This window comes from uncultured Piscinibacter sp., assembly GCF_937952055.1.
Lineage (GTDB): Bacteria > Pseudomonadota > Gammaproteobacteria > Burkholderiales > Burkholderiaceae_C > Piscinibacter.
In genome coordinates, this window is sequence record NZ_CALFYO010000032.1 from 22,512 (window position 1) to 48,052 (window position 25,541).

Sequence of the window (25,541 nt, forward strand, 5' to 3'; positions counted from 1 at the left end):
TGGAGTATATACCCTGGTGGGTATACGGCGCAAGCCGGGAGGACATTCAGGCTACGCTTGCGACATGGCCGTGGCTACCCTTTCCGTCAATGTCTCGCCGGTGCACCAGCGGCGGCTGCGCGAGATCTGGCGCTCCGCCGGCTGGCCCTGCCAGGACCTGATCGAGGCCGAACTGCTCGCTGCCGGCCTGCTCGAGCGGGTGCGTCACGGCAGCGGCCACGAGACGCTGCGCGTCACCGACGCCGGCGTGGCCGTGCTGGCCGGTACGCTGCAGCGCAACCGGGCCCGGCGCGAAGCCCACGAGGCGCTGGTCGAGCGGGTGGCGCGCGAGATGACACGCGCCGGGCGCATGGCCTGGCGCGGCTTGGCGCTGCGCGCCCATGTCGACGAGTCCGCCGACGGCGGCGCGGGCCGCTGGGTGATGGCCCTGCCGGATGTGTTTTCGATCCGCCACACCACGGTGGAGGACTGGCTGGAACCCGCCGCGCACGAGATCAAGGTCACGCGCGCCGACCTGCTGTCGGACCTGCGCCACCCGCACAAGCGCCACGCCTACCTCGCGATGTCCAGCCAGTGCTGGTATGTGCTGAAGGAAGGCATCGCCGAGCCGGGGGAACTGCCGCCGGAGTTCGGCGTCATGTTCGCCTGCGCCGACGGCACGCTGGACGTGGCGCGGCCAGCGCCCAAGCGAGCGTTGCGGCTGCCGCTGGCGACCTGGATGGCACTGGCGCGCACCAATGCCGAGCCGGGGCTCGACGGCGAGGCGCAGGCCTGGTTGAGGGACGCAGCGTGAGGCGGTCGGCGGCAGGCTCGGCGCGGCAAGCCGCGCGCCGGGTGGTGCGCGTGCCGGCCCGCATCGCCTGGGGGAAGCGTCGGACGTGCTTGCCGGACGGGGGGCGGTCATGAGCGAACACGCCGCGCGGGAGCGTGCGGCCCTGTGGGCCGCGCTCGCGCTGATCGTCGCCTGGGGCGCCAACTTCAGCGTGCAGAAGGAGGTGTTCGCCGCGCTCTCGCCTGGCGGCTTCCTGTTCGTGCGCTACCTGATCATGCCGGTGGCGGCGGCGGTGCTGTTGCTCGCGCACTTCGGCACGCGCTGGCCACGGCTGCCGCGCCGCGAGCTGCTCGCTCTGCTCAAGCTCGGCGTGGCGGGCCACCTGCTGCATGTGGGTCTGGTGACCTACGGCATCCACTGGTCGACCGCCTTCTCCAGCTCGCTGATCCTTGCCATGGGCCCGGTGTTCACGCTGCTCATCCTGCGCTGGCATGGCACCGAGCAGCTCACGCGCGCGCAGGTGGCCGGCGTCGCGCTGGCCGTGGTGGGCGTGCTCGTGTTCCTCTCCGACAAGCTGCTCGGCGCCCAGTGGCAGGCCAGCGGCGGCGACCTCACGCTGCTCGTCGCCGCCTCGTTCTTCTCCTATTACACCGTGGCCGCCAAACCGCTCATCGAGCGCCACGGCGGCGTGGTGGTGATGACCTACGGCACGCTGCTGGGCAGCGCGCCGGTGGTGGCCATCAGCGCCGCCGCCGGGCTGCAGGTGGACTGGGGCAGCGTCAAGCCGATGATCTGGCTGGGCACGCTCTACGCGGTGCTGATCGCGGCCTTCCTCGGCTGGATGGTGTGGGGCTGGGTCAACGCGGTTCGTGGCGTGGCCCGCACCGCGCCGCTGATGTACCTGATGCCGCCGGTGGCCGCGCTGGTCGCCTGGGCGGTCACCGGCGAGCGCTACACCGCCATCAAGCTCGCCGGCGCGGCGATCACGCTGGCCGGGGTGGCGCTGGCGCAGTTCGCCTCGAGATCGCGACCCGATCTGGTGCGCGACTCGGTGCCACCGGTGGATTGAACGAACGCCTGCCCGGCTATGATGCGCGGGCTTCAGGTGCTTCCGGTCGATCCTCGACCGGTCGTTAAACGGGAAGCAGGTGCTGCGTCCGAGAGAACGCCCAAGCCTGCGCTGCCCCCGCACCGGTAAGCGGGTACACGACCATCTCAGTGCCACTGCGGACGCGCTCCGTGGGAAGGCGATGGCCGCGGCGCGACGCCCATCGCACCGACCCGCGAGCCCGGATACCGGCCTGCCAAGCGCAGCCGCCGGTGTCCCCTCGGGTCATCGGATCTTGCCAACAACGCAGCCTGCGGGGACGCTGGCTGCTTGGAGTCCACGCGATGATCGCTTCCCGCCGTCGCCCTCGCGCCTTGCGCGGCCTGGGCCTGCTCGTCTCTTCCACGCTTCCCTTCGCGACCCTTGCCGCCGAGCCGCAGACGCTGCAGCCGGTGGTCGTCACCGCCACCCGCACGCCGCAGCCGATCGACACCGTGCTGGCCGACCTGCGCGTCATCGACGCCGATGCCATCGCCAACGCCGGGCCGATGACACTGACCGAACTGCTGCAGCTTCGCGGCGGCGTCGAGATCAGCGCCAACGGCGGGCCGGGCCAGGTGTCCGGCATCTTCCTGCGCGGCAGCAACGCCGGCCACGTCGTGCTGCTCGTCGACGGCGTGCGCGTCAACTCCGCCACCACCGGCACCAACGCCTTCGAGCATCTGCCGCTCGCACAGATCGAGCGCATCGAGATCCTGCGCGGCGTGGGCAGCAGCCTGTACGGCGCCGACGCGATCGGCGGCGTGATCCAGGTCTTCACCAAGCAGGGCAGCGCCGACCGCACCGAGGCCAGCGTCGGCGCGGGGCGCTGGGGCACGCGCGACGCCAGCGCCGGGCTGGGGCGGAAGTTCGGCACCACGCGGCTGTCGCTGCAGGCGGGCTGGCGCGAATCGGACTCCTTCTCGGCCACCAAGCCGACGAACACCTTCTCCTTCGACCCCGACGACGACGGCTACCGCAATGCCAACCTCGGCGTGCACCTCGACCACGACTGGGCCGACGGCCAGAGCCTGGCCTTTCGCGGCATGAGCAGCCGCGGCCGCACCGAGTTCGACGCCGGACCCGGCACCGACGACGTGAACCGCCAGCGCCTGTCCAGCGTCGCGCTGGAGAGCCGCAACCGGCTGGACGTGAACTGGCGCAGCCTGCTGCGGCTGGCGCGCGGTGCCGACCACATCCGCACCGAGGGCGGCTTTCCCGGCTTCTTCGACACCGACCAGGACCAGGCCACCTGGCAGAACGACGTGGTCGCGCTCGGCGGGCAATGGGTGGCTGGGCTGGACTGGCGGCGCGAGAAGGTGACCAGCGATACCGCCTTCACGACCACGACGCGCAGCTTCCGCGGCCTCTTCGCCGGCTACACCGCGCGGCTCGGCGACCACCTCGTCGAGGCCTCGGCCCGCCACGACGACGATTCGCAGTTCGGCGGCCACGGCACCGGCAAGCTCGCCTACGGGATCAAATTCACGCCGCAGTGGCGAGCGTCGGCGAGCCTCGGCACGGCCTTCAAGGCGCCGAGTTTCAACGACCTGTACTACCCGCTGTCGTTCGGTTTCTCCGGCAACCCCGACCTGAAACCCGAGCGCGCACGTAGCGCCGAGCTCGCCTTGCGCCACGACGGCGGCGCGCTGCAGGGCGGGCTGGTGGTGTTCGCCAGCCGGGTGCGCGACCTCATCGCCGTCGACCCGAGCTTCACCACGGTGGTCAACGTGAACCGCGCGCGCATCCGCGGCGCGACGCTCGACGCCGCGTGGCGCGAGGGGATGTGGACGGCGCGCGGCGAGCTCACCCACCAGGACGCCGAGGACGCCGACACCGGCGATCGCCTCGTGCGCCGCGCGCGCCGGTTCGGCAGCGCGAGCCTGAGCGCGACACCCGGGGCGTGGCGTGCCGGCGTCGAATGGGTGGTCAGCGGCGACCGCTTCGGCGCGGCGAGCAACAGCCAGGATTCGCGCATGGGCGGTTACGGGCTGCTGAACCTGAACGCCGCATGGTTCGTCGCCCCACGCTGGACGCTGTCGGCGCGGCTCAACAATGCGGGGGACAAGCGCTACGAGCTGGTGCAGGGCTACAACACGCCCGGCCGCAACCTGTTCGTGTCGCTGGCCTATTCCGACCTGTAGTCGACGAGGACGACCCCGCCATGGCCCGTGCGCTGCGACTCTGGCTGCTGCTGGCCGTGGCGGCCGCGGCGGCGGGGCTGCTCGCGCTGGCCAGCGGCAGCGTGCTGCTGCCTCCGGCCGAGTTGCTGCACCTGCTGCTGCAACCCGACGGCAGCAGTGCCGCGCTGGTGCTGCACGGCCTGCGTCTGCCGCGCGCGCTGGCTGCGTTCGGCGTCGGCGGGTTGCTCGCGGTGGCCGGTGCGCTGATGCAGGTGCTGCTGCGCAATCCGCTGGCCGATCCCTACGTGCTGGGCGTCTCGGGCGGGGCGTCGGTGGGCGCGCTGCTCGCGCTGCTGATCGCCGGCAGCGCCTGGCTGGTGCAGGCCGGCGCCTTCGCCGGTGCGCTGCTCACCATCGTGCTCGTCTTCGCGCTGGCGCAACGCGACCTCTCGCGACTGGACACCACGGCTCGGCTGGACAGCGCGCCTCGCCTGCTGCTCACCGGCGTGATGCTGGCGGCGCTGTGGTCGGCGGTGATCACGCTGATGCTGATGCTGGCGCCCGAGGCCAGGCTGCGCGGCATGCTGTTCTGGCTGGCCGGCGACCTGGGTGGCAGCGAGGCGGCGGGTTGGCCGATCGTGGTGCTCGGCGGCCTGCTGCTGCTGAGCTGGCCACTGGCGCGCGAACTGAACGTGCTGCTGGGCGGCGCAGCCAGCGCGCAGGCGCTGGGCGTGCCGGTGGTGCGGCTGCGCCGGCATGTCTATGTGCTGGCCTCGCTGGCCACGGCGATCGCGGTGACCACCGGCGGCGCGATCGGCTTCGTCGGCCTGGTCGTGCCCCATGCCTTGCGGCTGCTGATGGGCAACGACCAGCGGACGCTGCTGCCGGCCTGCGCGCTGGCCGGCGGCACGCTGCTGCTGCTGGCCGACACGCTGGCGCGCACCGTCGTCGCGCCGCAGCAGCTGCCGGTGGGCGTGATCACCGCGCTGCTGGGCGTGCCGACCTTCATCGTGCTGCTGCTGCACCGGGGAGGGCGGCGATGAGCGGCTCCTCCAGGCTGCTGCTCGAGACGCAGGGCCTGAAGGTCGATGCCGGCACCCGCACGTTGATCGAGTCGCTCGACCTGCAGGTGCACCGCGGCGACCTGTGGTGCGTGATGGGCCCGAACGGCAGCGGCAAGACGACGCTGCTGCACACGCTGGCCGGCTTGCGGCCGGCGCAGGCGGGGCACATTGCCTTGAAGGGCAAGTCGCTGGCCGATTGGCCGCCCGGCGAGCTGGCGCGCCAGCGCGGCCTGCTGCCGCAGACGCAGCACGACGCCTTCAGTGCCGCGGTGCTCGACGTGGTGCTGCTCGGCCGCCACCCGCATCTGGGCCGCTGGGCTTGGGAAAGCGCTGCCGACCGGCGCACGGCCGAGGCGGCGCTGCATGCCATGGACCTGGATGCGTTCGCCGACCACGACGTCACCACGCTGTCCGGCGGCGAGCGCCAGCGCGTCGGCCTGGCTGCACTGCTGACGCAGGATCCGCCGCTGCTGCTGCTCGACGAGCCGGTGGCCCACCTCGACCTGCATCACCAGGTCACCGTGCTCGACCACCTGCGCCGCCTCGCGCGTGAACGCGGCCGGGCGATCGTCATGTCTATCCACGACCTCAACCTGGCGGCGCGCTTCGCCACGCATGCGCTGGTGCTCGGGCCCGGCGCGCTGATGCACCAGGGCCCGGCGGAGTCGACGATGAACGAGGTGGTGCTCAGCGCCGCCTTCGGCCATCCGGTGGCCAGTGAGCGCTACGGCAACCGCCATGTCTTCGTCGCCGATTGACCGACCATGCTGCGCCGCGCCCTGCTCATCGCCTCGCTGATCCTGAGCGGCCCTGTGGCCTGGTCGGCCGTGCAGGTGCGAGACGACGGTGGCGCGACGATCACCCTCTCGGGCCCGGCGCGGCGCATCGTCAGCCTCGCGCCGCACCTCACCGAGCTGCTGTTCGCCGCGGGCGCCGGCGGCGCCGTGGTCGGCGTAGGCGCCTACAGCGACTTCCCGGAGGCGGCGAAGGCGCTGCCGCGCGTGGGCGACAGCGCGATGCTCGACCTCGAGCGCATCGTCGCGCTCAAGCCCGACCTGCTGGTGGTCTGGCGCGACGGCAATTCGCCCCAGCAGCTGCAGCGACTGGCCACGCTGGGCATCCCGGTCTACGCCAGCGAGCTCGGCACGCTGGCCGACATCGCCGGCACGCTGCGCCGCTTCGGCCGGCTGGCCGGCACGGAGGCTGCAGCGAACGCGCGCGCCGATCGCTTCGAGGCCGAGCTGGGCGCGCTGCGCGAGCGTCATGCCGGCCGGCCGCCGCTGCGGGTCTTCTATCAGATCTGGCACCGGCCGCTGCTCACCGTCAATGGCCGCCACCTGATCAGCGAGGGCCTCGCGCTGTGCGGCGCGCGCAACGTGTTTGCGGCGCTCGCGCCGCTCACGCCGACGGTCAGCGAGGAAGCGGTGGTGGCCATCGACCCGGATGTCATCGTCACCGGGCGTGCCGGCCGCGACGGGCCCGACGGCCTGGACACCTGGCGGCGCTTCGGCCAGCTCAGGGCGACGCGGCACGGCGCGCTGCTCGTGGTCGACTCGGACACGTTGCACCGCTCGTCGGACCGCATCGTCGAGGGCATCCGCGACCTGTGCGAGAAGCTCGACGGCGTGCGGCGCGCGCCCTGATGCGGCACACTGGATCGCAGTTGCGGGAGTGCCCATGGACCATGTCGCATCGATCGCCCTGGCGGTACTGGCCGCGGCCGCGCTGAGCGCCTGCTCGAAGCGCGAGCCCCTGCCGCCGGCGTCGCCGCCGGTGGCGAGCGCGGCGAATCCGGCGCCCGCCGACGGCGGCGTCGCCTGGCTGCGCGCCGCCACCGACGTCGAGGTCGATGCCGCCTTCGCCCGTGCCAGGGCCGAGGCCAAACCGGTGTTCGTCTACTGGGGCGCCAAGTGGTGCCCGCCCTGCAACCAGCTGCAGGCCACGCTCTTCAACCGCCAGGACTTCATCGAGCGCTCGCGCGCCTTCGTGGCGGTCTATGTCGACGGCGACAAGCCCGGCGCGCAGAAGCTCGGCACGCGCTTCGCGGTGCGCGGCTACCCGACCACGGTGCTGTTCGACCGCGATGGCCGCGAGGTGACACGCCTGCCCGGCGAGGTGGACGCGCAGCAGTACCACGAGGTGCTGACGCTGGCGCTTTCCGCGCGGCGTCCGGCCGGCGAACTGCTGGCGCTGGCGCGGGCCGGCGGCCAAGGGCTGACGGAATCGGACTGGCGGCTGCTCGCCTACTACGCTTGGGAGACCGACCAGCAGCAACTCGTCGGCGCGGGCGGCGCCGGGCCACTGCTGCGCGAGCTCGCGCAGGCCTGCCCGCCGGCTTTCGCGGACAGTGCGATGCGCCTGCGCCTGAAGGCGCTGGCGGCCGTCGAGGCGAAGGCCGCGCCAGCGCCGGACGCGGCGGCGCAGAGCGCGCCGGTGCTGGGGCTGCTGGGCGATGCGGCCTCGGCACGCCGCCACGTCGACGTGCTGGCGCTGAACGCGCGGCCGATCGTCGCCGCGCTCTCCGCGCCCGGGTCGGCGCAGCGGCGCTCGCTGGTCGCCGCCTATGACACGGCACTGGCCCGGCTGCAGGCCGACGCCACGCTGTCGCGTGCCGACCGCCTGGTGGCACTGGTCGCGCGGGTCCGGTTGGCGCAGCCCGACGTGCCGCAGGCACTGCAGGCCGAGGTGCGCGAGATGGCGACGCGCTTCGACCGCGAGATCAGCGACGGCTACGAGCGCCAGGCGGTGATCACCACGGCCGCCTGGGCGCTCGAGCAGGCCGGCCTGATGAACGATTCGGATGCCTTGCTGAAGGCCAACCTGGCGAAGAGCCATTCGCCCTACTACCTGATGAGCGACCTGGCCGACAACGCGAAGAAGCGCGGTGACAACGCCGCGGCGCTGGACTGGTCCGCCCAGGCGTTCGAGAGGAGCGAGGGCACGTCGACCAGGCTTCAATGGGGCGCCAGCCACTTGCGCCTGCTGACCGAACTGGCACCGGAAGACGCGGCGCGCATCGAGTCCGTGGCGGAGCAGCTGATCGACGAAGCGGCCGCACAGCCCGATGCCTTCGACGCGCGCAGCGGCCGCTCGATGCAGCGCATCGGCAAGCTGCTGCGCGACTGGGACGCGATGGGCGAGCATGCCGCCATGCAGCGCCGGCTGCAGCAGCGCCTCGACGTGGTCTGCGCCAGGCTGCCGCGCGGCGAAGCGCGCACGCTCTGCGAGGGCGTGCTCAGGCCGGGCCCGGCGACCTGAGGCGGCAGCGCGTCAGCGTGAGCCGGTCCGCGGCGCCAGGTGCAACTCGTAGCGGGTGCGCTTCTCCTGGTCGAAGAACTGCAGCGCGTTGCCGTGCCACTCGTAGTTTGCGAAGAAGCCGTCGATCTGCATGGTGCCGTGCATGAGCACGACGTCGAGCTGGCTGCTGTGCAGGGTGAGCTGGTAGACGATGTCGCTGATGCGAACGTTCAGTCGCCGCCGGCGCTGCACCTGGACCTGGGCGGGCCCGCACTCGGCGGCGGCGTCGCCGACGGTCACGCAAAACCGGCCGTCGTAGCGGCCCGATGGCGGGGCGTCGGCGCGCGCGGCAGCGTGCAACGCGGCCAGGGCGGCGAGGAGAAGGGCGGCGGTCGGATGCTTCATGGGTGGCGTCGGTCGGCGGTGGCGGCGGGGTCATTACAGCCGCACGGGCGCGGCGCATGCAAGATGATTCAGCGCCGCGTGCAATTCCGCTGACTCGCGTGGTCGGCGGACGGCCACTACATTCAAACCATGAACACGACCGTCTTCGCCTCTGCGGTTTCCATTGCCCGCTCGCGCGGCATCGAGCGCCTGGTGCGCGGCCAGCCCACCTCGGACGGCGCCGGGGTCAAGCTCACCCGCGTTCTCACGCAGCCGCTGCAGCAGCGGCTCGACCCCTTCCTGATGCTCGACGCCTTCGGCAGCGACTCGGCGAGCGACTACATCGGCGGCTTTCCTGACCATCCGCACCGCGGCTTCGAGACGGTGACGATCATGAAGGCCGGGCGCATGCGCCATGGCGACAGCGTGGGCAACACCGGCTTGCTCGAGCCGGGCAGCGTGCAGTGGATGACCGCCGGGCGCGGCATCATCCACTCGGAGATGCCCGAGCAGGAGGAGGGGCGCATGGCTGGATTCCAGCTGTGGGTGAATCTTGCCGCCCGCGACAAGATGCAGCCGCCGGCCTACCGCGACGTGCCGCCGGACCGGGTGCCGGCGTTCGTGCTGGAGGGCGGCGCCGCCGTGCGCGTGATTGCCGGTAGCACGCACGGGGTCGACGGGGCGGTGATCCGTCCGACCACCGAGCCGCTGGTGCTGGACATCGTGCTGCCCGCCGGGCAGACGCTCGACCTGCCGGTGCCTGCGGGGCACAACGCCTTCGCCTACGTGTACGGCGGCGTGGCGGTGGAGATCGGCGGTTCGCCGGTGGCCAGCGAGCACATGGCCATCCTGCGCAACGACCCGCACAGCGACGGCGTGCGCTTCAGCGCGCCGGCGGGCGGGGAAGCGGCACAGATCCTGTTCGTCGCCGGAGCGCCGCTGCGTGAGCCGATCGCGCAGTACGGCCCCTTCGTGATGAACACGATGCAGGAGCTGCAGCAGGCGATGGTGGACTTCCAGCGCGGCGTGCTCGCCACCTGAGGCGAGCGGCGTCGCTCAGGTCAGCAGCGCCTTGACGAGGTCGAGCTGACGGTCCGGCGCGTCCTGGTCGAGGCGCAGGCTGGACTCGACCCGGCTGAGGTGCCCGACCATGCTGCGCACCGCCGCCTCCACGTCGCCGCGGCGGCACAGCGCGAGGAAGTCTGCATGCTCGTCGGACGAGCAGTGCGGGTCGTTGCTCGACTGGTAGAGCATCGCGATGAGCGAACTGCGCGCGACCTGCTCGGCCACCAGTTCGGCGAGCACGCGGTGGCCGCAGGCCTCGGCCAGCACGACGTGGAAGTCGCCAAGCAGCCGCTCGCGCACGCTGCCGGGCGAGGGGCCGCGCAGCGTGGAGCGCTCGATGCGCACGTGCTGCTCGAGTCGCTCGTAATCGGCGGCGGTGGCGCGGGCGCAGAACAGGCGCACCACTTCGCTCTCCAGCAGGCGGCGCACCGAGAACACTTCGCGCGCCTCTTGCACGCTGGGCTTGCTGACGAAGCTGCCCTTGTCGGGCACCGTTTCCACCAGCTTGTCCTTGGCGAGCATCAGCAGCGCGCCGCGGATCTTCGTGCGGCTGACCGCGTAGACACGGCCGAGCGCCTCCTCGCGCAGCCAGGTGCCGGGCGGGAGGCGCTTCTCGATGATGGCAGTGGCGATGTCCTGCGCGATGTGTTCGACGCTGGGACCCCGGTCGCTGGCGGAGTCGCTGGCGCTCTCCGGGGCGTTGGGGTCGGCGCTCTTCATCGCGCGGGGCGGACGGGGCATGCCCGCATTCTAGGCACCCCCCGTGCCGGGTCTCAGCGGTGCGCGGCCGGTCGCAGACCGTGCGCCGTGCCGCGGCCGGCGACCTGCGGTAGGGCGGTGTCGACGTCGTCGAGGAAGCGGCGGCACGGCGCCCAGTGCTTCATCAGCAGCCAGTAGGTGAGGCCGGCGGGCAGCAGGCTGGCGTACCAGGAGATCGCCGGCAGCGAGAGAGCGACCGCGGCGCCGACCAGCGAGGCCACGATGCCGCCCCAGTTGATGCCGCGGTAGGGCCCGTCGGCGTCGTACAGGCGGCCGAGGTCGAGCGTGCGGCGGCGCAGCAGGTAGTAGTCGACCACCAGCACCGCGAAGATCGGGCCGAGGAAGGCCGAATAGGTCTGCACGAAGATCTGCAGCCCGGCGGCGGACTCGTCCTTCACCAGCACCCACGGAAAAGTGGCGAAGGCGAGCAGGCCGACGAGCACCGCCGACTTCTTGAACGACAGCTTGAACACGTCCATCAGCACGTAGGCCGGCGGCACGACGTTGTTCAGCACGTTGGTGGTGACCTGCGCGAAGGCGATGAACAGCAGCGTGGTGACCAGCAGGGGCTTGTTGTCGACGGCGCTGGAGAACACGGCGATCGGGTCGGCGGTGCCGGTGGCGCCCGAGACCATCAGGCCGATCAGGCCCATGAAGATGGTCGCCGGCAGGATCGACATCGAGTAGATCAGCGTCAGAGGTGCGGGGCGCACGTCGCGGTGCAGTTCGCGCGAGTAGTCGCTGACGTTGAGCATCATGGTGCTGTAGATGCCGAGGAAGAGCATGGTCGCGCCCCAGAACGGCAGCCCCCAGGTTCCCTCGATGCTGGTGATCTTCGCGTCGATGGCACCGCCGTACTTGGTGATCACGGCCCAGAACATGTAGATCAGCGAGGCGATGATGAACACGCTGCCGACGTTCTCCAGCCACTTGATGCCCTTGAAGCCGTAGACGGACAGGGCGATCTGCAGCAGCTGGAAGGCGATGAAGAAGAACACCAGGTTGTCGAAGCCGAACAGCGTGGCGGACACCGCGTTCAGCGCGCCGGCGCCGATCCAGCTCTGGAAGCCGAACCAGACGACCGCGGGGATGGCGCGCACGAAGCCGGGGAAGCGCGTGCCGGCGAAGCCGAAGGCACTGCGGGCCTGGACCATGAACGGGATGCCGTACTTGTGGCCCGCCGCGCCGTTGATCGCCAGCGCGACGCCGATGACGAAGCAGCCGATCGCGATGGCCGTGACCGCCTGCAGCATGTTGAGCTGGCCGACCAGGCTGGAGCCCATCGCGAAGGTGCCGATGGACACGCAGCCGCCCAGCCAGGCGAGCAGGTAGGACCATCGGTCCATGATGCGGGTCTGTTGCGGCGCCAGCGATTCCTCGCCGGCGGCCTTGTCGTCGTGGGTACTCATGCTTGTCTCCTCATGCTGCACTGGGTTGGGGATGCGTTCAAGCGCCGAGCTGCGCGAACGTGCCGGTGAAGGCCTTGGGCCGCGGGAAAGCGAGGTCGCCGTGCTTGCTGGTGTGAAGTCGCAGCGCGACCAGTGACTCGGCCAGCTTGACCGCGGCGGTGACGCCTTCGACGACGGGCAGTCCGACCGCCTCGGCGATGGTCTCCGTCAGGTCGGCCATGCCGCCGCAGCCGAGCACGATCGCGCCGATGCCGTCCTCCGCCTTGGCGCGCCGGGATTCCTCGACGATGCGGCGCAGCGCGGCGTCCGCGTCGTGCTCCAGGTCGAGCACCGGAATCTCCGCCGCGCGCACGCGCCGGCAGTGGTGGGCGAAGCCGTACTGTGCCAGCAGGTGCTCGGCGATGATGGACGTGCGCCCCAGCGTGGTGACGACCGAGAAGCGCGTGGCGATCATCGTGGCCAAGTGGAAAGCCGCCTCGGCGATGCCGATCACCGGTGCGCGGGTCAGCTCGCGCGCGGCGAGCAGGCCAGGGTCGCCGAAGCAGGCGATGACGTAGGCATCGGCGCGGTCGCGCTCGCCGGCTCGTACCTCCTCGAGCACCCCGACGGCGGCGATCGCCTCGTCGAAGTGGCTCTCGATGGAGGCCGGCCCGCTGGCCGGATGGGTGGCGACGATGCGCGTGCCGGGGGCAGCGACGCGGCGCGCCGCTGCACCGATCGTCTCGGTCATGGCGGCGGTGGTGTTGGGGTTGATGACGCGGATCTGCATGGCGGCGGCGGTTGGGTGGTTGGGGAGGTCAGGTGCATTGCGCCCTAAAGTTGTATGCAATCTTAGGATTCGATTCGCAGCTTGTCACGCTCGGCATGCTCCGTGGAAACCCTAGGGCGTGGCCGCCTGCGCTAACCTCCGCGCTTTCCGCTCGAGACGCAATCCATGCCCCGCAGCATCCTGGAAGAGAGCCGGTTGCATCCGGCGATCCGCGACAAGGTCGCCAACCTGCATGCCGACATCGTCCACAACGTGCAGGCGGCGGCGGCCTCGAACCGGCTGCTCGTCGTCGGCATGTCCGGCAACCCGCACGTGCGCCGCGCGCGCAAGCTGCTCGATGCGGCCGGCCTGGCGCATCAGTACCTCGAGTTCGGCAGCTACTTCGGCGGCTGGCGGCGGCGCAACGTGCTGAAGATGTGGACCGGCTGGCCGACCTTCCCGATGGTGTTCGCCAAGGGCGTGCTGATCGGCGGCGCCAGCGACCTGCAGCGTCTGCTGGACAGCGGGGAACTGATGCGCTTCCTCGGCGAGCCGTGAGCGTCCGCTGCCACACGGTGACGCTCGCGCTGGCCGCGGTCGCGGCGTCGGCGCAGGCGGGGGCGGGGGCGGCACAGCCTTGCCGCATCGACGGCCTGGTGCACGAGGTGCAGTGCGGTTCGGTCGCGCGGCCGCTGGATCCGACGCGCCCCGACGGCACGCGCATCGACGTGCACTACGTCGTCGTGCCGGCGCTGGCACGGCGCAAGCTGCCCGACCCGGTGTTCCTGCTTGCCGGTGGCCCCGGCCAGAGTGCCATCTCGCTCGCGCCGGCGGTGATGCCGGTGTTCTCGCGGCTCAACAACCGCCGCGACATCGTCTTCGTCGACCAGCGCGGCACCGGGCGTTCAGCGCCGCTGGACTGCGCCGAGCCGCGCGAGGCGGGGTTGGGTGCGGCTGCCGACACCGAAGCACAGCTGCGTCGTCTGGCAGCGTGCAAGGAGCGGTTGCTGAAGCTGCCCCACGTGAAGGAGGCCGCCGACCTCGGCTTCTTCACCACCACGCTGGCGATGCAGGACCTCGACGCGGTGCGCCAGGCGATCGGCGCCGAACGCATCAACCTCGTCGGTGCCTCCTACGGCACGCGCGCGGCGCTGGAGTACCAGCGGCAATTCCCGCAGGCGCTGCGGCGCAGCGTGCTCGACGGCGTGGCGCCGCCGGACATGGTGCTGCCGGTCAGTGCGGCGGCCGATGCGCAGGCGGCGCTCGATGCCCTGTTCGCCGCTTGCGCTGCCGAAGCGGCCTGCGCGCGCGAGTGGCCGACGCTGCGTCAGGCATGGGACAGCCTGCTCGCCTCGCTGCCGCGCGACGTGACGGTGGCCGACCCGCTGAGTGGCCGGCCCGCGTCGTTCAGGCTGACGCGCGACCTGCTGCTCGGCGCGGTACGCGCGCCGCTGTACGTGCCTGTTCTCGCTGCGGCGCTGCCGGCAACGATCACCGCGGCCGCGCAGGGGCGCTACGAGGCGTTGTCCGCGCTGGCCGGGGCCTTGTCGCGGCGCGGCGCGCCGCGCCTGTACACCGGCATGCACTTCTCGGTGGTCTGCGCCGAGGATGCGCCGCGCGTCGCGGCCTCGGCTTCCACGCCGACGCGCGACTTCGGCAGCGGCCTCGCGCCCTTGTACGAGCGCGCCTGTGCGAACTGGCCGCGCGGTGCGGTGCCCGAGGCTTTCTACCGCATCGGCGCCTCCGCGACGCCGGTGCTGCTGCTCAGCGGGGGCATCGACCCGGCCACGCCGCCGCGCCACGCCGAGCGGATGGCCGCGGCGCTGGGGACGCAGGCGCGCCACGTGGTCGTGCCGCAGGCCGGCCATGGCCTGCTCGGCAGCGGCTGCGTGCCCGACCTGCTCTTTCGATTTCTCGACACCCCCGCGGACGACCAGGCGCTGGCGCTCGACGCCAGCTGTGCCACGGCGATGCCGCGTCCTCCGGCCTTCGTGCCGCCGCTGCCGGAGCCGACCGAGTGATCCGCATCGAACGCCTGGCCAAGACCTTCGCGGCGCCGCGCCCGCGACTGTTCGGCGCGCGAGCCGCACCGGTGCTGGCGGTGCGCGAGGTCGGACTCAATGCCGTCGACGGCCGCATCACCGGCTTGCTCGGCCCCAACGGCGCGGGCAAGACGACCACGCTGCGCATGCTCGCCGGGCTGATGCAGCCCGATGCCGGCACCCTGGAGGTGGACGGCATCGACGTGGTCAGCCGGCCGCGCGAGGCGCTGGCGCGCATGGGCGTGCTCAGCGATGCGCGCGGCCTCTATCCGCGACTGACGGCGCGCGAGAACATCGTCTACTTCTCGGCACTGCAAGGCATGGCGCACGAGGAGGCCCAGGCGCGCGCCGAGGCACTGGCGCAGATGCTCGACTGCGTCGGCCTGCTCGAGCGCCGCACCGAGGGCTTCAGCCAGGGCGAGCGCATGAAGGTGGCGCTGGCGCGGGCGCTGGTGCACGACCCGGCGAACATCGTGCTCGACGAGCCGACCAACGGCCTGGACGTGATCGCCACGCGTGCGCTGCGCGAGACGCTGCAGTGGCTCGCCTCGCCGGCCGGGGGCGGCAAGTGCGTCGTCTTCTCCACCCACATCATGCAGGAGGTGGAACGGCTGTGCGACAGCGTCGTCGTCGTCGCGCGGGGACGTACGGTGGCGCAGGGCACGGTGGCCGAGCTGCGCGCACGTTGTGGCACGCGCGACTTCGAGGAGGCTTTCGTGAAGCTCGCCTATGCCGACGTGGCGGGGATGGTGGCATGAAGCGCTGGCCGGCCTGGACGGTGTTTGCCAAGGAGTGGGTGGACGCGCTGCGCGACCGGCGCACGCTGATGGTGGTGCTGCTGTCCAGCGTGCTGATGGGCCCCCTGGTGCTGGTGGCGCTGTCGGCCCTGGTGGCCTCGTTCGAGTCGCGCGCCGAGCGGCGCGAAGTGGTGCTGGCCGGTGCCGAGCATGCGCCCACACTGGTCAACTACATCGCGCGGCAGGGCTTCGCGGTGAAGCACGCGCCGGCCGACTACGAGACGCAGCTGCGCCGCGCCGAGTTCGGCGACCCGGTGCTGGTGCTGCCGCAGGACTTCGAGGTGGCGCTGCAGCGCGCCGAGGTGCCGCTGCTGGTGCTGGTCAGCGACAGCGCCAACAAGCGTGCCGAGGCCGGCGCCGGGCGGCTGCAGGGGCTGGTGGCCGGCTTCAACCGCGAGCGCGCGACGCTGGCGCTGGCGCTGCGCGGCGTGTCGGGCGAGCTGCTCGAGCCGGTGCGGCTCGACGAGCGCGACCTGGCCAGCCCGCAGACGCGCGGAACGCAGATCACCGGCATGCTGCCTTTCTTCGTGCTGATGGCGGTGCTCTACGGTGCGCTCAACGCCGCGCTGGACAGCACCGCCGGCGAGCGCGAACGCGGCTCGCTCGAACCGCTGCTGATGAACCCGGCGTCGCCGCTCGCAGTGGTGTTGGGCAAGTGGGCGGCGGTCTCGGCGGTGGCGCTGCTCATCGCGGTGCTGAGTTGCTTCAGCTTCATCCCCGCGCAGTGGCTGCTGCGCAGCGACACCCTGGCGGCCCTGTTCCAGTTCGGCTGGGTCGAAGCGGCCTGGTTCGTGACCATCATCGCGCCCTTCGCCGCGGCGCTGTCGGCGCTGCTGATGGCCGTGGCGATTCGCTGCAAGAGCGTCAAGGAAGCGCAGGCGAGCTCGGCGGTGGTGGTGCTGGGCGTGTCGCTGATGCCGCTGGTCGGCCTGCTCAACCCTGGCGGCGAGGAGCCGTGGCACTTCTGGGTGCCGGCGCTGGCGCAGAACACGCTGATGACACGCGTGCTGAAGGGCGATGCGCTCGGTGCCGAGCCGCTGCTGGCGTCGCTGGCGGTGTGCGCGCTGCTGGCGCTGCTGGGCGTCGGGTTCGTGGCGCGGGTGCTGCGCCGGGCCGCGGTGCGCTGAGCGCGAGGGGCATCATCGCGGCATGGACGATTCCGCTTCGGAGATCCGCTGGCGCTGGTGCCGCTTCGACGCGCTCGACGTGCGAGAGCTGCAGGCCATCTATCGCGCGCGTCAACAGGTGTTCGTGATCGAGCAGGCCTGCGTCTACCTCGACGCCGACGGCGCCGACGAGCGGGCCTTCCACCTCGCCGCCTGGTCGCCGCGGCAACGCGAGCCGCTGGCCTACGCGCGGGTCGTCGAGCCCGGCGTGAAATACGCCGAGCCGTCGATCGGCCGCGTCGTCACCACGGCCGCTGCACGAGGCACCGGGCTGGGCCGCGAACTGATGCGCCGGGCCGTGGCGCACACCGCAGAGGCCTTCCCGGGCCAGGGCATCCGCATCTCCGCGCAGGCCCACCTCGCCCGCTTCTATGCGGACTTCGGCTTCGCGACGGTGGGCGATGAATACCTGGAGGACGGCATCCCCCACGTGGAGATGCTGCGCCCCGCCGGGACTACTTCGACGCCTTCATCGGGCAGGTGCTGATGCCCAACAGCGTGTAGGCCGGGCACCAGCCGATCAGGCCCGTGGCCAGCGGCACCACGCCGACCCAGCCCCACACGCCCACCGTGCCGGTGGCGGCCAGCGCAATCAGCACCAAGCCGGCGATCACGCGCAGCGCGCGGTCGATGGTTCCTTCGTTCGTCTTCATGTCTGCTCCTTGATGTCCGGCAAGACTCGCCGGGGTGCGCGCAGTGTCCGGCGCGGCAGGTGCAAACGTCTGTGACTGCGGTCACACAGCCTGGCTCTCCCCGGCGGCGAGCCGTCGCAGCGCGGCAGCGTCGCGCAGCTCGATGCGCTCGCGTCCCAGGGCCAGCCAGCCGGCGCGCTCGAAGCGGCGCAACAGCCGCGTGACCATCTCGCGCACCGTGCCGAGCTCGTCGGCGAGCGTCTGATGGCTGGCATGCAGCACCTCGCCGTGGCCGAGCAGGGCCGAGGCGAGGCGCTGGTCGAGGCGCTGGAAGGCCACCGCCTCGGCGAGCGCCATCAGGTCGGCGAGCCGATCGGCGAAGACGCCGAAGACATAGCGGCGAAACGGCTCGTGCGCGCAGCAGGTGTCGAAGGCGGCCGGCGAGAGCACGGCGAGCCGGGTCGGGGCGGTGGTTGCGCCGTGCGCGCTGAGCAGGTGCTGACCGAACAGGCAGGAGGCGGAGACCACGCACAGCTCGCCCGGGCCGACCCGGTACAGCTCCAGCGAGCGGCCTTGTGGCGTACCGCGCGCCACGCGCACCTCGCCGGCGAGAACCATCGGGAAGCCCTGGCAGGGTGACTGCTCCTCGAACAGCGTCGCGCCGGCTGGCACGGCAAGCCAAGTGGCCTGGCGCTGCAGCGCGTCGTCGCGCAGCGCGGGTGGCAGCTCGGCGAGCGCCGGGTAGAGCTCGGACAGGCGGGACAGCTCGGCCGGGGTGGGCGCGGCGCTCATCGGGGGAGGGTCGCTTCTTCCAGGTGGCCGAGCCAGCGCATCGCCTGCTCGCGGTTGTCGCCGCACATGGCGGCGGACGCTTGCAGCGAGCGGCAGACGGCGGGTCGCTCGGATCGCCCGAAGATCGCGCAGCGCAGGTCGGCGTCGAGCTGTACGCAGCGCGTGCCGGCCGGCTTGCCGGTGGGCATGCCGGGAATGGCGCTGCTGATCGACGGCGCGATGCAGCAGGCGGCGCAATGCGGGCGGCAGTCCATGGCGGTCGTGGGCTCCTTGGCTGCACGATAGCCGATCCGGCGCGAACGACCCCTCCGGATGACTGTGGCGGCCGCGCTGCCTACAATGCCGGCTTGCTCAAAATTTAGGCACCCGGATGGCACCCCCAAGCTCACTTCGTTCGCGGCCCCCCTCGGTGGCCCTGGGTGGCTTCGGTTCGACCGGACACCACTGACATGTTGTTCCCGAAGGACTTCGACGTGATTGTCGTCGGCGGCGGCCATGCCGGCACCGAGGCGGCGCTGGCCGCGGCCCGCATGGGTGCAGCCACGCTGCTGCTCACGCACAACATCGAAACGCTGGGCCAGATGAGCTGCAACCCGTCGATCGGCGGGATCGGCAAGGGCCACCTCGTCAAGGAGGTCGATGCATTGGGTGGCGCGATGGCGCTGGCCACCGACGAGGCGGGCATCCAGTTCCGCATGCTGAATGGGTCCAAGGGCCCCGCCGTGCGTGCCACGCGTGCGCAGGCCGACCGCATCCTCTACAAGGCGGCGATCCGCCGGCGCATCGAGAACCAGGCCAACCTGTGGCTCTTTCAGGGTGCCTGTGACGACCTGATCGTGCAAGGGGACCAGGTAACGGGGGTTGTGACGCAAGTGGGTATCCGCTTCAGTACTCGCTCGGTGGTGCTGACGGCGGGCACGTTCCTCGATGGCCGCATCCACGTGGGCCTGCAGAACCACTCGGCCGGCCGCGCGGGCGACCCGCCGTCGATCTCGCTGTCGGCGCGGCTGAAGGAACTGAAATTGCCGCAGGGGCGGTTGAAGACAGGCACACCGCCGCGCATCGATGGCCGCTCGATCGACTTTGCCAGGCTTGTCGAGCAGCCCGGCGACGGCGTGCGGGGATCAGGCGCGCCGATGCCGGTGTTCAGCTTCCTGGGCGATGTCGCCATGCACCCGCGGCAACTGCCCTGCTGGATCACCCACACCAACGAGCGCACGCACGAGATCATCCGCTCCGGCTTCGACCGCAGCCCGATGTTCACCGGGGTGATCGAAGGCGTGGGTCCGCGCTACTGCCCGAGCATCGAGGACAAGGTCAATCGCTTCGCCGACAAGAAGTCTCACCAGATCTTTCTCGAGCCCGAAGGTCTGAGCACGCACGAGGTCTATCCGAACGGCATCTCGACTTCCCTGCCCTTCGATGTCCAGATCGCCGCCGTGCGCTCGATGACTGGGCTGGAGAAGGCGCACATCCTGCGCCCAGGGTATGCGATCGAGTACGACTACTTCGACCCGCGCGAGCTGAGGTCCAGTTTCGAGACGCGCGCCATCCGTGGCTTGTTCTTCGCGGGCCAGATCAACGGCACCACGGGCTACGAGGAGGCGGCGGCGCAGGGCCTGTTTGCCGGACTGAATGCGGCATTGCAGGTGCGGGGCGATTCGCCCTGGCTGCCTCGGCGCGATCAGGCCTACCTTGGCGTCCTGGTCGACGACCTGATCACCAAGGGGGTCACCGAGCCCTACCGCATGTTCACCAGCCGGGCGGAGTTCCGCCTGCAGTTGCGTGAGGACAACGCCGATCTGCGCCTGACCGAAGAAGGCCGCCACATGGGCCTGGTCGACGACGTGCGCTGGGATGCCTTTTGCCGCAAGCGCGATGCCGTGGCGCGCGAAACCGAGAAGCTCAAGTCGACCTGGGTGCATCCGGGGCTGCTGCCGGCCAGCGATGCCGAACGGCTGATCGGCAAGGCGCTCGAGCACGAGTACAAGCTGGCCGACTTGCTGTGCCGGCCCGGCCTGGATTTCGACCGGATCGCCGAGGTCGCCGCGATCGGCAGGCCCGATGCGAAGGTTTCACGTGAAACGCTGCGTGCGGAGTTGGGCGACAGGCTGGCGGACGCGGTCATCGAGCAGGTGCAGATCGGCATCAAGTACGCCGGCTACATCGACAAGCAGAACGACGAAGTGCAGCGTGCGGCGGCTTACGAAGGCATGAAGCTGCCGGCCGAGCTGGACTATTCGCAAGTCACCGCCCTGTCCTACGAGGTGCGCCAGAAGCTGGCCCGCCATCGGCCCGAGACGCTGGGCCAGGCCTCGCGCATCTCCGGCGTGACGCCGGCGGCGATCTCCTTGCTGCTCATTCACTTGCGCAAGGGCCGCTTCAAGGGCTTTGCCGCCAATGCCGGCCAGGCCAGCGATGCGGCCTGAGGCGCTGCGAGCGGCACTCGGCGATGTCTGCGGCCAGCTCGGTGTGGGGCTCGACGAGCCGACTGCGGATCGCCTGCTCGCCTACCTCGCGTTGCTTCAGCGCTGGAACGCGACCTACAACCTGACCGCGGTGCGCGACCCGGGCGACATGCTGACGCAGCATTTGGCTGACTGCCTGTCGGTCGTGGGTCCGCTGCGCCGCCATCTCGGCTCCGGTGCCGGCAGGCGGTTGCTCGATGTCGGCAGTGGGGGCGGCCTGCCTGGCGTGGTGCTGGCGGCCCTGGAGCCGGCCTGGTCGGTGACCTGCGTCGACGCGGTCGGGAAGAAGGCGGCATTCATTCGGCAGGTATCGGTGGAACTGGGTTTGCGCAATCTCGTCGCCGAACATGCGCGCATCGAGGCGCTGAGGCAGGCGCCGTTCGACCTGGTCACGTCGAGGGCCTTCTCTTCGCTGGCGGACTTCGTGAGCCTGACCCGCCGGCTGCTTGTCCCTGGCGGCGTCTGGGCGGCGATGAAGGGCAAGACGCCCGAAGCCGAACTCGCCGCCCTGCCGTCCGGGGTGGTCGTGTTTCACGTGGAACCGTTGCAGGTCCCCGGCCTGGACGCGGAACGCTGCCTCGTCTGGATGCGCCAGTCGGCTTCGGCCTCGCCGGGGCTGGTACATTCCTGACTCGCGGTCCGGGTCATCCGGACCGCGCTGCTCCTGGGCCTCCGGCCCCTACTTCCCCGCTCTCGCTGCGCTCATGGCTCGAATCTTCTGCATCGCCAACCAGAAAGGCGGCGTCGGCAAGACCACCACGACCGTCAACCTCGCCGCCGGACTGGCGCGCATCGGGCAACGGGTGCTGGTGGTCGATCTCGACCCGCAGGGCAACGCCACCATGGGATCGGGCGTGGACAAGCGCGCCCTGCCGCTGTCCGTCTATGACGTGCTGCTGGAAAGCGCCAGCGTCGCCGAGGCTCGGCAGCGCAACGAGAAGACAGGCTACGACGTGCTGGGGGCCAATCGGGAACTGGCCGGCGCCGAAGTCGAGCTGGTCGAGCTGGAGCGGCGTGACAAGCGGCTGAAGGGCGCGCTCGCCGCGGTGGACGGCGAGTACGACTTCGTGCTGATCGACTGCCCGCCGTCGTTGAGCCTGCTCACGCTCAATGGCCTGTGCGCCGCCCACGGCGTGGTCGTGCCGATGCAGTGTGAATACTTTGCCCTCGAAGGCCTGTCGGACCTGGTTAACACCATCAAGCAGGTGCACGCCAACCTCAACCCCGACCTGCAGATCATCGGCCTGCTGCGCGTGATGTTCGACCCGCGCATCACGTTGCAGCAGCAGGTCAGCGAACAGCTGAAGGCGCATTTCGGCGACAAGGTCTTCGACACCGTGATCCCGCGCAACGTGCGCCTGGCCGAGGCGCCGAGTTACGGCCTGCCCGGCGTGGTGTTCGACCCGAGCTCGCGCGGCGCGCAAGCGTTCGTCGATTTCGCGGGCGAGATGGTCCGACGCATCGACGCGATGCGGTGACCGCCGTGCGCATGAACCCGGTCGCCGCGCGCGGATTCGATCCCATGCTGCTCTCCCGCGTCGAAGACGCCGGACTGAACGCCAGTGCGCCGCCCCAGCAGCGCTGGGTCGACGGCTGGCTGGTGCGGCTGTCGCCGGGCAAGGCCAAGCGGGCACGCTGCATCAACGCGGTGGCTGCCGGCCGCATGCCGGTGGCGCGAAAGCTGGCACTGTGCGAGCCGGTGTACGCGCAAGCCGAACTGCCCTTGATCGTGCGCATCACCCCCTTCAGCGAGCCGGGTGGACTGGACGCGACACTGGACGCCTTGGGCATGCAGCGTTTCGACGACACGCGGGTGATGCTGTTGGAGGCACTTTCCAAGGTCGAGCCCCCCAGCCTGCCGGCGGGGCTGACCATCCAGCCGATCGGGCTGGAGCCGTTCGCGCAACGCGTCGGCGCCCTGCGCGGCTCACCGCTGTCGCAGCGCCTCGCCCATGGCCAGCGTCTGGTGCAGTCGCCGGTGCCCTTCCGGGCCTTCGAGATGCGCCTCGACGGCGAGGTGGTGGCCTGTGGACAGTACGCGCAGGAGTCCGATCTCGTCGGCCTCTACGACATCTTCACCGCCGAATCGGTGCGGGGGCGTGGCTTCGCAGGCCGATTGTGTGCCCACCTGTTGGCCGAGGCGCACCGTCATGGTGCGCGGCATGCCTATCTGCAGGTGGATGGCGACAACCATGCAGCGCGCGCCGTCTACCACCGGCTCGGCTTCGGCGACGCCTATGCCTATCACTACCGCGCGCGCGATCCATCGGTCGCTTGAGCGGGCTGGCCCTCAAAGCCCGAGGCCCTCGTCCACGCCGAGATGCACGTTCATCGCCTGCACGGCCGCGCCGCTGGCGCCCTTGCCCAGGTTGTCCAGCCGCGCCATGAGCAGCGCCTGGGTGTCGCTCGCAAAGACGAAGATGTCTACGCGGTTGGTGTCGTTGCAGGCCTGGACGTCGAAGAAGCCGCCCTCCAGCGTGGCGGGATCGGACAGCGGCATGACGCGAATGAAGCGTTCGCCGGCGTAGCGGCTGGCCAGGGCGGCGTGCAGCTTGGTGCCCGTCGTGCCCGCCGGTAGCTGGCAAAGATGCAAGGGCACACTTACCGCCAGACCCTTGTAGAAATTGGAGACGATCGGCATGAAGTTTGGCGCTTGGGCCAGTCGCGCATGCACCGTCATCTCCGGAATGTGCTTGTGTGAGAGCGCGAGCCCATAGGGGCGAGGCGCCTCCAGCCGGACGTCGCCTCCGGTCTGGTACTGCTCGATCATCTTCTTCCCACCGCCGGAATAGCCGGTGATCGAGGTGGCGCTGATCGGCAGCGAGTCTGGCACGAGGCCCGCATCGACGAGCGGCCGCAGCAGCAGGATGAAGGCCGAGGCGTGGCAGCCTGGATTGGCGATGCGCTTGCTTGCCCGCAGCGCGGCGCGCTGCTCAGGGGCGAGTTCGGGCAGACCGAACACCCACCCCGGTGCGGTGCGGTGGGCCGTGCTGGCATCGATCAGGCAGGTCGTCGGACTGGTGACCAGCGCGGCCGCTTCCTTCGCGGCCGCATCGGGCAGGCAGAGGAAGGCGACGTCGGCGGCATTCAGCAGGCGGGCGCGTTCGGCGGCGTCCTTGCGCCTGTCAGCGTCGATGCGCAACACCTCGATGTCGGCACGCTGCGCGAGATACTCGTGGATGCGCAGGCCGGTGGTGCCCTCCTGGCCGTCGACGAACACGCGGGTCTTCATGTCACGCTTCCCGAAAGATGGACGATAAGGATAAGGCAAACCCTGATCCGGACGGCCATGCCGTGCTGTTGCTGCCCGGCTGGCTGGACTCCGGTCCTGAACATTGGCAGAGCCGATGGGAGGCGTTGCATGGACACCGCCGCGTCGAACAGGACGACTGGCTGTGGCCGCGGCGCGGCGACTGGATGGCAAGGCTCGACGAAGTGCTGATCGAGACGCCTGGGCGCGCCGTGTTGGTCGCGCACAGCCTGGGCTGCCAGCTGGTTGCCGCGTGGGCTGCGCACTCGAATCATGTTCACCGCGTCGCCGCGGCACTGCTCGTCGCGCCACCGGACACCGAGCGCGAGGACATGCCGCCGAACCTGTTCAACTGGCGACCGATCGTTCGCGAACGCTTGCCCTTCGCCAGCCTCGCCGTGCTCAGCAATGACGATCCTTTCTGCAGCATGCCGCGCGCCCTGAAGATGGCTGCCGACTGGGACGCCGAAGTGGTCGAGATCGGCGCTCGCGGCCACATCAACGGCGAGTCGGGTCTGGGCGACTGGCCGGCCGGCCTGGCACTTCTGCACGGGCTGGCCGGGCGCGCCCTCTGATCGCGGACAATCGCGCCCCATGGTCACGAAGAAACCCAAGGGCCTCGGGCTCGGTCTGGAGGCGCTGCTCGGCCCCAAGGTGTCGGATACGCCCCGCCCCGCGGGCGACGCCGCCCCCACCGCGCTCAAACTCGACGTGCTGCAGCCCGGCAAGTACCAGCCGCGCACGCGCATGGACGAGGGATCGCTGTACGAGCTCGCAGAGAGCATCAAGGCACAGGGCGTGATGCAGCCGGTGCTCGTGCGTCCGCTGGGCGGCGGGCGCTACGAGATCATCGCCGGCGAGCGCCGCACGCGCGCCGCGAAGCTGGCCGGGCTCGACGAAGTGCCGGTGCTGGTCAAGGACGTGCCCGACGAGGCCGCCGCGGCAATGTCGCTGATCGAGAACATTCAGCGCGAAGACCTGAACCCGCTGGAAGAAGCGCAGGGCCTCAAGCGCCTGACCGATGAGTTCGGATTGACCCATGAGCAGGCCGCGCAGGCGGTCGGCCGTTCGCGCAGCGCGGCGAGCAATCTCTTGCGCTTGCTCAATCTGAGCGAGCCGGTCCAGCACATGCTGATGGCGGGTGATCTCGACATGGGCCATGCGCGGGCATTGCTGCCGCTGGATGGAGCGCAGCAGATCCTCGCCGCTGGCGACGTGGTGGCGCGCAAGCTGAGCGTGCGCGAGGCCGAGAAGCTCGTCACCAAGCTGCAGCACCAGCGCCAGCAGCCGCTGCTGCGCGTCGCACGCGAGAAGCCGCGCGACGTGGCGCGCATCGAGGAGGAGTTGTCGGACGCCCTGACCGCCAAGGTGGAAATCCGCATCAAGAAGCGCACCAAGCGCGGCGAGCAGGGCGAAGTGGCGATCGCCTTCGGCTCGCTCGAGGAACTCAACGGCCTGCTCGACAAGCTGGGCCTCGGCACTCGCTGAGACCCTCTCCTGCCGTCGCTTCGCGGAACTTTGCACGCAGCGACGTGCTCAGTTTCACGATGAGGTTCAACCGTTTGGCCGTGAGGCACGTTACTTGCTGAAGTCACTGGGACACGCGCCGCGTGACAAAGGGCCATCCAATGCCCGGTTTAATCGGGTTTACGGCAGGAGCGATTTGCAGCAAGCTTGACCACACGACCACAGCCCAGCGCAGGCCGATCGATCTGGAAAGCTCTGATGGAGCCCTTAGGACTTCAT

The 25,541-nt window shown here is 70.6% G+C and carries 27 protein-coding genes and 1 riboswitch; of the genes, 19 read left to right on the plus strand and 8 right to left on the minus strand.

Features of this window, described 5'->3' with window-relative positions:
• Positions 1-64: 64 nt before the first annotated feature.
• The 7 genes from Q0599_RS22810 (at position 65) to Q0599_RS22840 (ending at position 8,304) form a co-directional block, all read left to right on the plus strand.
• Complete coding sequence (locus Q0599_RS22810) at positions 65-793, plus strand: hypothetical protein (protein ID WP_298834821.1); 729 nt, start codon at positions 65-67, stop codon at positions 791-793.
• A gap of 109 nt (positions 794-902) precedes the next feature.
• Entirely contained in the window at positions 903-1,841 is a 939-nt protein-coding gene (locus tag Q0599_RS22815; protein WP_298834823.1) for a DMT family transporter, read from the plus strand.
• A gap of 17 nt (positions 1,842-1,858) precedes the next feature.
• Positions 1,859-2,092, plus strand: a riboswitch (cobalamin riboswitch).
• A 72-nt stretch (positions 2,093-2,164) separates the two neighbouring features.
• On the plus strand, positions 2,165-4,003 hold the full coding sequence (locus tag Q0599_RS22820; protein ID WP_298834824.1) for a TonB-dependent receptor: 1,839 nt from the start codon (positions 2,165-2,167) through the stop codon (positions 4,001-4,003).
• A 20-nt stretch (positions 4,004-4,023) separates the two neighbouring features.
• Positions 4,024-5,025, plus strand: coding sequence for an iron ABC transporter permease (locus tag Q0599_RS22825; RefSeq protein WP_298834826.1), 1,002 nt, complete (start codon positions 4,024-4,026; stop codon positions 5,023-5,025).
• Positions 5,022-5,804, plus strand: a complete 783-nt coding sequence (locus tag Q0599_RS22830; protein WP_298834828.1) for an ABC transporter ATP-binding protein — start codon at positions 5,022-5,024, stop codon at positions 5,802-5,804. Before Q0599_RS22825 ends, Q0599_RS22830 begins: the two co-directional genes overlap by 4 nt.
• Positions 5,805-5,810: 6 nt before the next feature.
• The gene (locus tag Q0599_RS22835) at positions 5,811-6,689 is read left to right on the plus strand and encodes a cobalamin-binding protein (protein ID WP_298834830.1); all 879 of its coding nucleotides are present in this window, start codon (positions 5,811-5,813) and stop codon (positions 6,687-6,689) included.
• Positions 6,690-6,723: 34 nt separating this feature from the next.
• Entirely contained in the window at positions 6,724-8,304 is a 1,581-nt protein-coding gene (locus Q0599_RS22840; protein ID WP_298834832.1) for a thioredoxin family protein, read from the plus strand.
• A gap of 12 nt (positions 8,305-8,316) precedes the next feature.
• Here Q0599_RS22840 and Q0599_RS22845 read toward each other — a convergent pair whose 3' ends face one another.
• The gene (locus Q0599_RS22845; RefSeq protein WP_298834834.1) at positions 8,317-8,688 is read right to left on the minus strand and encodes a hypothetical protein; all 372 of its coding nucleotides are present in this window, start codon (positions 8,686-8,688) and stop codon (positions 8,317-8,319) included.
• Positions 8,689-8,817: 129 nt separating this feature from the next.
• Here Q0599_RS22845 and Q0599_RS22850 point away from each other — a divergent pair, with 129 nt between their 5' ends.
• The gene (locus tag Q0599_RS22850; protein ID WP_298834836.1) at positions 8,818-9,708 is read left to right on the plus strand and encodes a pirin family protein; all 891 of its coding nucleotides are present in this window, start codon (positions 8,818-8,820) and stop codon (positions 9,706-9,708) included.
• 15 nt (positions 9,709-9,723) lie between these two features.
• Here Q0599_RS22850 and Q0599_RS22855 read toward each other — a convergent pair whose 3' ends face one another.
• The 3 genes from Q0599_RS22855 to Q0599_RS22865 are packed head-to-tail and all read right to left on the minus strand — an operon-like array spanning position 9,724 to position 12,669.
• On the minus strand, positions 9,724-10,473 hold the full coding sequence (locus tag Q0599_RS22855) for a GntR family transcriptional regulator (protein ID WP_298834838.1): 750 nt from the start codon (positions 10,471-10,473) through the stop codon (positions 9,724-9,726).
• A gap of 32 nt (positions 10,474-10,505) precedes the next feature.
• Positions 10,506-11,900 (minus strand): NCS1 family transporter, encoded by a 1,395-nt coding sequence (locus tag Q0599_RS22860; protein WP_298834840.1) that lies wholly within the window; start codon positions 11,898-11,900, stop codon positions 10,506-10,508.
• 37 nt (positions 11,901-11,937) lie between these two features.
• Complete coding sequence (locus Q0599_RS22865) at positions 11,938-12,669, minus strand: aspartate/glutamate racemase family protein (protein ID WP_298834843.1); 732 nt, start codon at positions 12,667-12,669, stop codon at positions 11,938-11,940.
• A 165-nt stretch (positions 12,670-12,834) separates the two neighbouring features.
• Between Q0599_RS22865 and Q0599_RS22870 the strand changes: the two genes are divergently transcribed.
• From Q0599_RS22870 to Q0599_RS22890, 5 genes are read left to right on the plus strand one after another with little or no spacing between them, the layout of a single operon-like run.
• Complete coding sequence (locus tag Q0599_RS22870; RefSeq protein WP_298834845.1) at positions 12,835-13,206, plus strand: glutaredoxin; 372 nt, start codon at positions 12,835-12,837, stop codon at positions 13,204-13,206.
• A complete protein-coding gene (locus Q0599_RS22875) occupies positions 13,203-14,669 on the plus strand; it encodes an alpha/beta hydrolase (RefSeq protein WP_298834847.1) in 1,467 nt (488 codons plus the stop codon). The genes Q0599_RS22870 and Q0599_RS22875 overlap by 4 nt, the downstream gene beginning before the upstream one ends.
• Complete coding sequence (locus tag Q0599_RS22880) at positions 14,666-15,448, plus strand: ATP-binding cassette domain-containing protein (RefSeq protein ID WP_298834849.1); 783 nt, start codon at positions 14,666-14,668, stop codon at positions 15,446-15,448. The genes Q0599_RS22875 and Q0599_RS22880 overlap by 4 nt, the downstream gene beginning before the upstream one ends.
• Positions 15,445-16,614, plus strand: a complete 1,170-nt coding sequence (locus Q0599_RS22885) for an ABC transporter permease (RefSeq protein WP_298834851.1) — start codon at positions 15,445-15,447, stop codon at positions 16,612-16,614. The genes Q0599_RS22880 and Q0599_RS22885 overlap by 4 nt, the downstream gene beginning before the upstream one ends.
• Before the next feature lie 22 nt (positions 16,615-16,636).
• Positions 16,637-17,140, plus strand: a complete 504-nt coding sequence (locus tag Q0599_RS22890) for a GNAT family N-acetyltransferase (RefSeq protein ID WP_298834853.1) — start codon at positions 16,637-16,639, stop codon at positions 17,138-17,140.
• Here the strand turns inward: Q0599_RS22890 and Q0599_RS22895 are convergent.
• From Q0599_RS22895 to Q0599_RS22905, 3 genes are all read right to left on the minus strand, one after another.
• Entirely contained in the window at positions 17,109-17,306 is a 198-nt protein-coding gene (locus tag Q0599_RS22895) for a DUF2892 domain-containing protein (protein ID WP_298834855.1), read from the minus strand. The two genes, Q0599_RS22890 and Q0599_RS22895, sit on opposite strands and share 32 nt — an antisense overlap.
• A gap of 81 nt (positions 17,307-17,387) precedes the next feature.
• Positions 17,388-18,077, minus strand: a complete 690-nt coding sequence (locus tag Q0599_RS22900) for a Crp/Fnr family transcriptional regulator (RefSeq protein WP_298834857.1) — start codon at positions 18,075-18,077, stop codon at positions 17,388-17,390.
• The gene (locus Q0599_RS22905) at positions 18,074-18,331 is read right to left on the minus strand and encodes a YkgJ family cysteine cluster protein (protein ID WP_298834859.1); all 258 of its coding nucleotides are present in this window, start codon (positions 18,329-18,331) and stop codon (positions 18,074-18,076) included. Before Q0599_RS22905 ends, Q0599_RS22900 begins: the two co-directional genes overlap by 4 nt.
• 195 nt (positions 18,332-18,526) lie before the next feature.
• Between Q0599_RS22905 and mnmG the strand changes: the two genes are divergently transcribed.
• The 4 genes from mnmG (at position 18,527) to Q0599_RS22925 (ending at position 22,823) form a co-directional block, all read left to right on the plus strand.
• The gene (gene mnmG / locus Q0599_RS22910) at positions 18,527-20,506 is read left to right on the plus strand and encodes a tRNA uridine-5-carboxymethylaminomethyl(34) synthesis enzyme MnmG (RefSeq protein WP_298834861.1); all 1,980 of its coding nucleotides are present in this window, start codon (positions 18,527-18,529) and stop codon (positions 20,504-20,506) included.
• Positions 20,496-21,176 (plus strand): 16S rRNA (guanine(527)-N(7))-methyltransferase RsmG, encoded by a 681-nt coding sequence (gene rsmG, locus Q0599_RS22915; protein WP_298834864.1) that lies wholly within the window; start codon positions 20,496-20,498, stop codon positions 21,174-21,176. The genes mnmG and rsmG overlap by 11 nt, the downstream gene beginning before the upstream one ends.
• Positions 21,177-21,249: 73 nt before the next feature.
• Positions 21,250-22,023, plus strand: a complete 774-nt coding sequence (locus Q0599_RS22920; protein ID WP_298834865.1) for an AAA family ATPase — start codon at positions 21,250-21,252, stop codon at positions 22,021-22,023.
• Between the two features lie 44 nt (positions 22,024-22,067).
• Positions 22,068-22,823 carry a GNAT family N-acetyltransferase gene (locus Q0599_RS22925; RefSeq protein WP_298834867.1) on the plus strand — a complete coding sequence of 252 codons (756 nt, stop codon included), beginning with the start codon at positions 22,068-22,070 and terminating at the stop codon, positions 22,821-22,823.
• Positions 22,824-22,835: 12 nt separating this feature from the next.
• Here Q0599_RS22925 and argC read toward each other — a convergent pair whose 3' ends face one another.
• The gene (gene argC / locus Q0599_RS22930) at positions 22,836-23,777 is read right to left on the minus strand and encodes an N-acetyl-gamma-glutamyl-phosphate reductase (RefSeq protein ID WP_298834869.1); all 942 of its coding nucleotides are present in this window, start codon (positions 23,775-23,777) and stop codon (positions 22,836-22,838) included.
• A 17-nt stretch (positions 23,778-23,794) separates the two neighbouring features.
• Here argC and Q0599_RS22935 point away from each other — a divergent pair, with 17 nt between their 5' ends.
• A complete protein-coding gene (locus tag Q0599_RS22935; RefSeq protein ID WP_298834871.1) occupies positions 23,795-24,370 on the plus strand; it encodes an alpha/beta hydrolase in 576 nt (191 codons plus the stop codon).
• A 19-nt stretch (positions 24,371-24,389) separates the two neighbouring features.
• Positions 24,390-25,283, plus strand: coding sequence for a ParB/RepB/Spo0J family partition protein (locus Q0599_RS22940; protein WP_298834874.1), 894 nt, complete (start codon positions 24,390-24,392; stop codon positions 25,281-25,283).
• The last annotated feature ends 258 nt before the right edge of the window (positions 25,284-25,541 follow it).

What these genes read in the sequence shown, in the direction of transcription:
- Q0599_RS22810 (WP_298834821.1), top strand. Translation starts at nt 65, where the DNA reads ATGGCCGTGGCTACCCTTTCCGTCAATGTCTCGCCGGTGCACCAGCGG.
- Q0599_RS22815 (WP_298834823.1), top strand. Translation starts at nt 903, where the DNA reads ATGAGCGAACACGCCGCGCGGGAGCGTGCGGCCCTGTGGGCCGCGCTC.
- Q0599_RS22820 (WP_298834824.1), top strand. Translation starts at nt 2,165, where the DNA reads ATGATCGCTTCCCGCCGTCGCCCTCGCGCCTTGCGCGGCCTGGGCCTG.
- Q0599_RS22825 (WP_298834826.1), top strand. Translation starts at nt 4,024, where the DNA reads ATGGCCCGTGCGCTGCGACTCTGGCTGCTGCTGGCCGTGGCGGCCGCG.
- Q0599_RS22830 (WP_298834828.1), top strand. Translation starts at nt 5,022, where the DNA reads ATGAGCGGCTCCTCCAGGCTGCTGCTCGAGACGCAGGGCCTGAAGGTC.
- Q0599_RS22835 (WP_298834830.1), top strand. Translation starts at nt 5,811, where the DNA reads ATGCTGCGCCGCGCCCTGCTCATCGCCTCGCTGATCCTGAGCGGCCCT.
- Q0599_RS22840 (WP_298834832.1), top strand. Translation starts at nt 6,724, where the DNA reads ATGGACCATGTCGCATCGATCGCCCTGGCGGTACTGGCCGCGGCCGCG.
- Q0599_RS22845 (WP_298834834.1), bottom strand. Translation starts at nt 8,688, where the DNA reads ATGAAGCATCCGACCGCCGCCCTTCTCCTCGCCGCCCTGGCCGCGTTG.
- Q0599_RS22850 (WP_298834836.1), top strand. Translation starts at nt 8,818, where the DNA reads ATGAACACGACCGTCTTCGCCTCTGCGGTTTCCATTGCCCGCTCGCGC.
- Q0599_RS22855 (WP_298834838.1), bottom strand. Translation starts at nt 10,473, where the DNA reads ATGCCCCGTCCGCCCCGCGCGATGAAGAGCGCCGACCCCAACGCCCCG.
- Q0599_RS22860 (WP_298834840.1), bottom strand. Translation starts at nt 11,900, where the DNA reads ATGAGTACCCACGACGACAAGGCCGCCGGCGAGGAATCGCTGGCGCCG.
- Q0599_RS22865 (WP_298834843.1), bottom strand. Translation starts at nt 12,669, where the DNA reads ATGCAGATCCGCGTCATCAACCCCAACACCACCGCCGCCATGACCGAG.
- Q0599_RS22870 (WP_298834845.1), top strand. Translation starts at nt 12,835, where the DNA reads ATGCCCCGCAGCATCCTGGAAGAGAGCCGGTTGCATCCGGCGATCCGC.
- Q0599_RS22885 (WP_298834851.1), top strand. Translation starts at nt 15,445, where the DNA reads ATGAAGCGCTGGCCGGCCTGGACGGTGTTTGCCAAGGAGTGGGTGGAC.
- Q0599_RS22890 (WP_298834853.1), top strand. Translation starts at nt 16,637, where the DNA reads ATGGACGATTCCGCTTCGGAGATCCGCTGGCGCTGGTGCCGCTTCGAC.
- Q0599_RS22895 (WP_298834855.1), bottom strand. Translation starts at nt 17,306, where the DNA reads ATGAAGACGAACGAAGGAACCATCGACCGCGCGCTGCGCGTGATCGCC.
- Q0599_RS22900 (WP_298834857.1), bottom strand. Translation starts at nt 18,077, where the DNA reads ATGAGCGCCGCGCCCACCCCGGCCGAGCTGTCCCGCCTGTCCGAGCTC.
- Q0599_RS22905 (WP_298834859.1), bottom strand. Translation starts at nt 18,331, where the DNA reads ATGGACTGCCGCCCGCATTGCGCCGCCTGCTGCATCGCGCCGTCGATC.
- mnmG (WP_298834861.1), top strand. Translation starts at nt 18,527, where the DNA reads ATGTTGTTCCCGAAGGACTTCGACGTGATTGTCGTCGGCGGCGGCCAT.
- rsmG (WP_298834864.1), top strand. Translation starts at nt 20,496, where the DNA reads ATGCGGCCTGAGGCGCTGCGAGCGGCACTCGGCGATGTCTGCGGCCAG.
- Q0599_RS22920 (WP_298834865.1), top strand. Translation starts at nt 21,250, where the DNA reads ATGGCTCGAATCTTCTGCATCGCCAACCAGAAAGGCGGCGTCGGCAAG.
- Q0599_RS22925 (WP_298834867.1), top strand. Translation starts at nt 22,068, where the DNA reads ATGCTGCTCTCCCGCGTCGAAGACGCCGGACTGAACGCCAGTGCGCCG.
- argC (WP_298834869.1), bottom strand. Translation starts at nt 23,777, where the DNA reads ATGAAGACCCGCGTGTTCGTCGACGGCCAGGAGGGCACCACCGGCCTG.
- Q0599_RS22935 (WP_298834871.1), top strand. Translation starts at nt 23,795, where the DNA reads ATGGACGATAAGGATAAGGCAAACCCTGATCCGGACGGCCATGCCGTG.
- Q0599_RS22940 (WP_298834874.1), top strand. Translation starts at nt 24,390, where the DNA reads ATGGTCACGAAGAAACCCAAGGGCCTCGGGCTCGGTCTGGAGGCGCTG.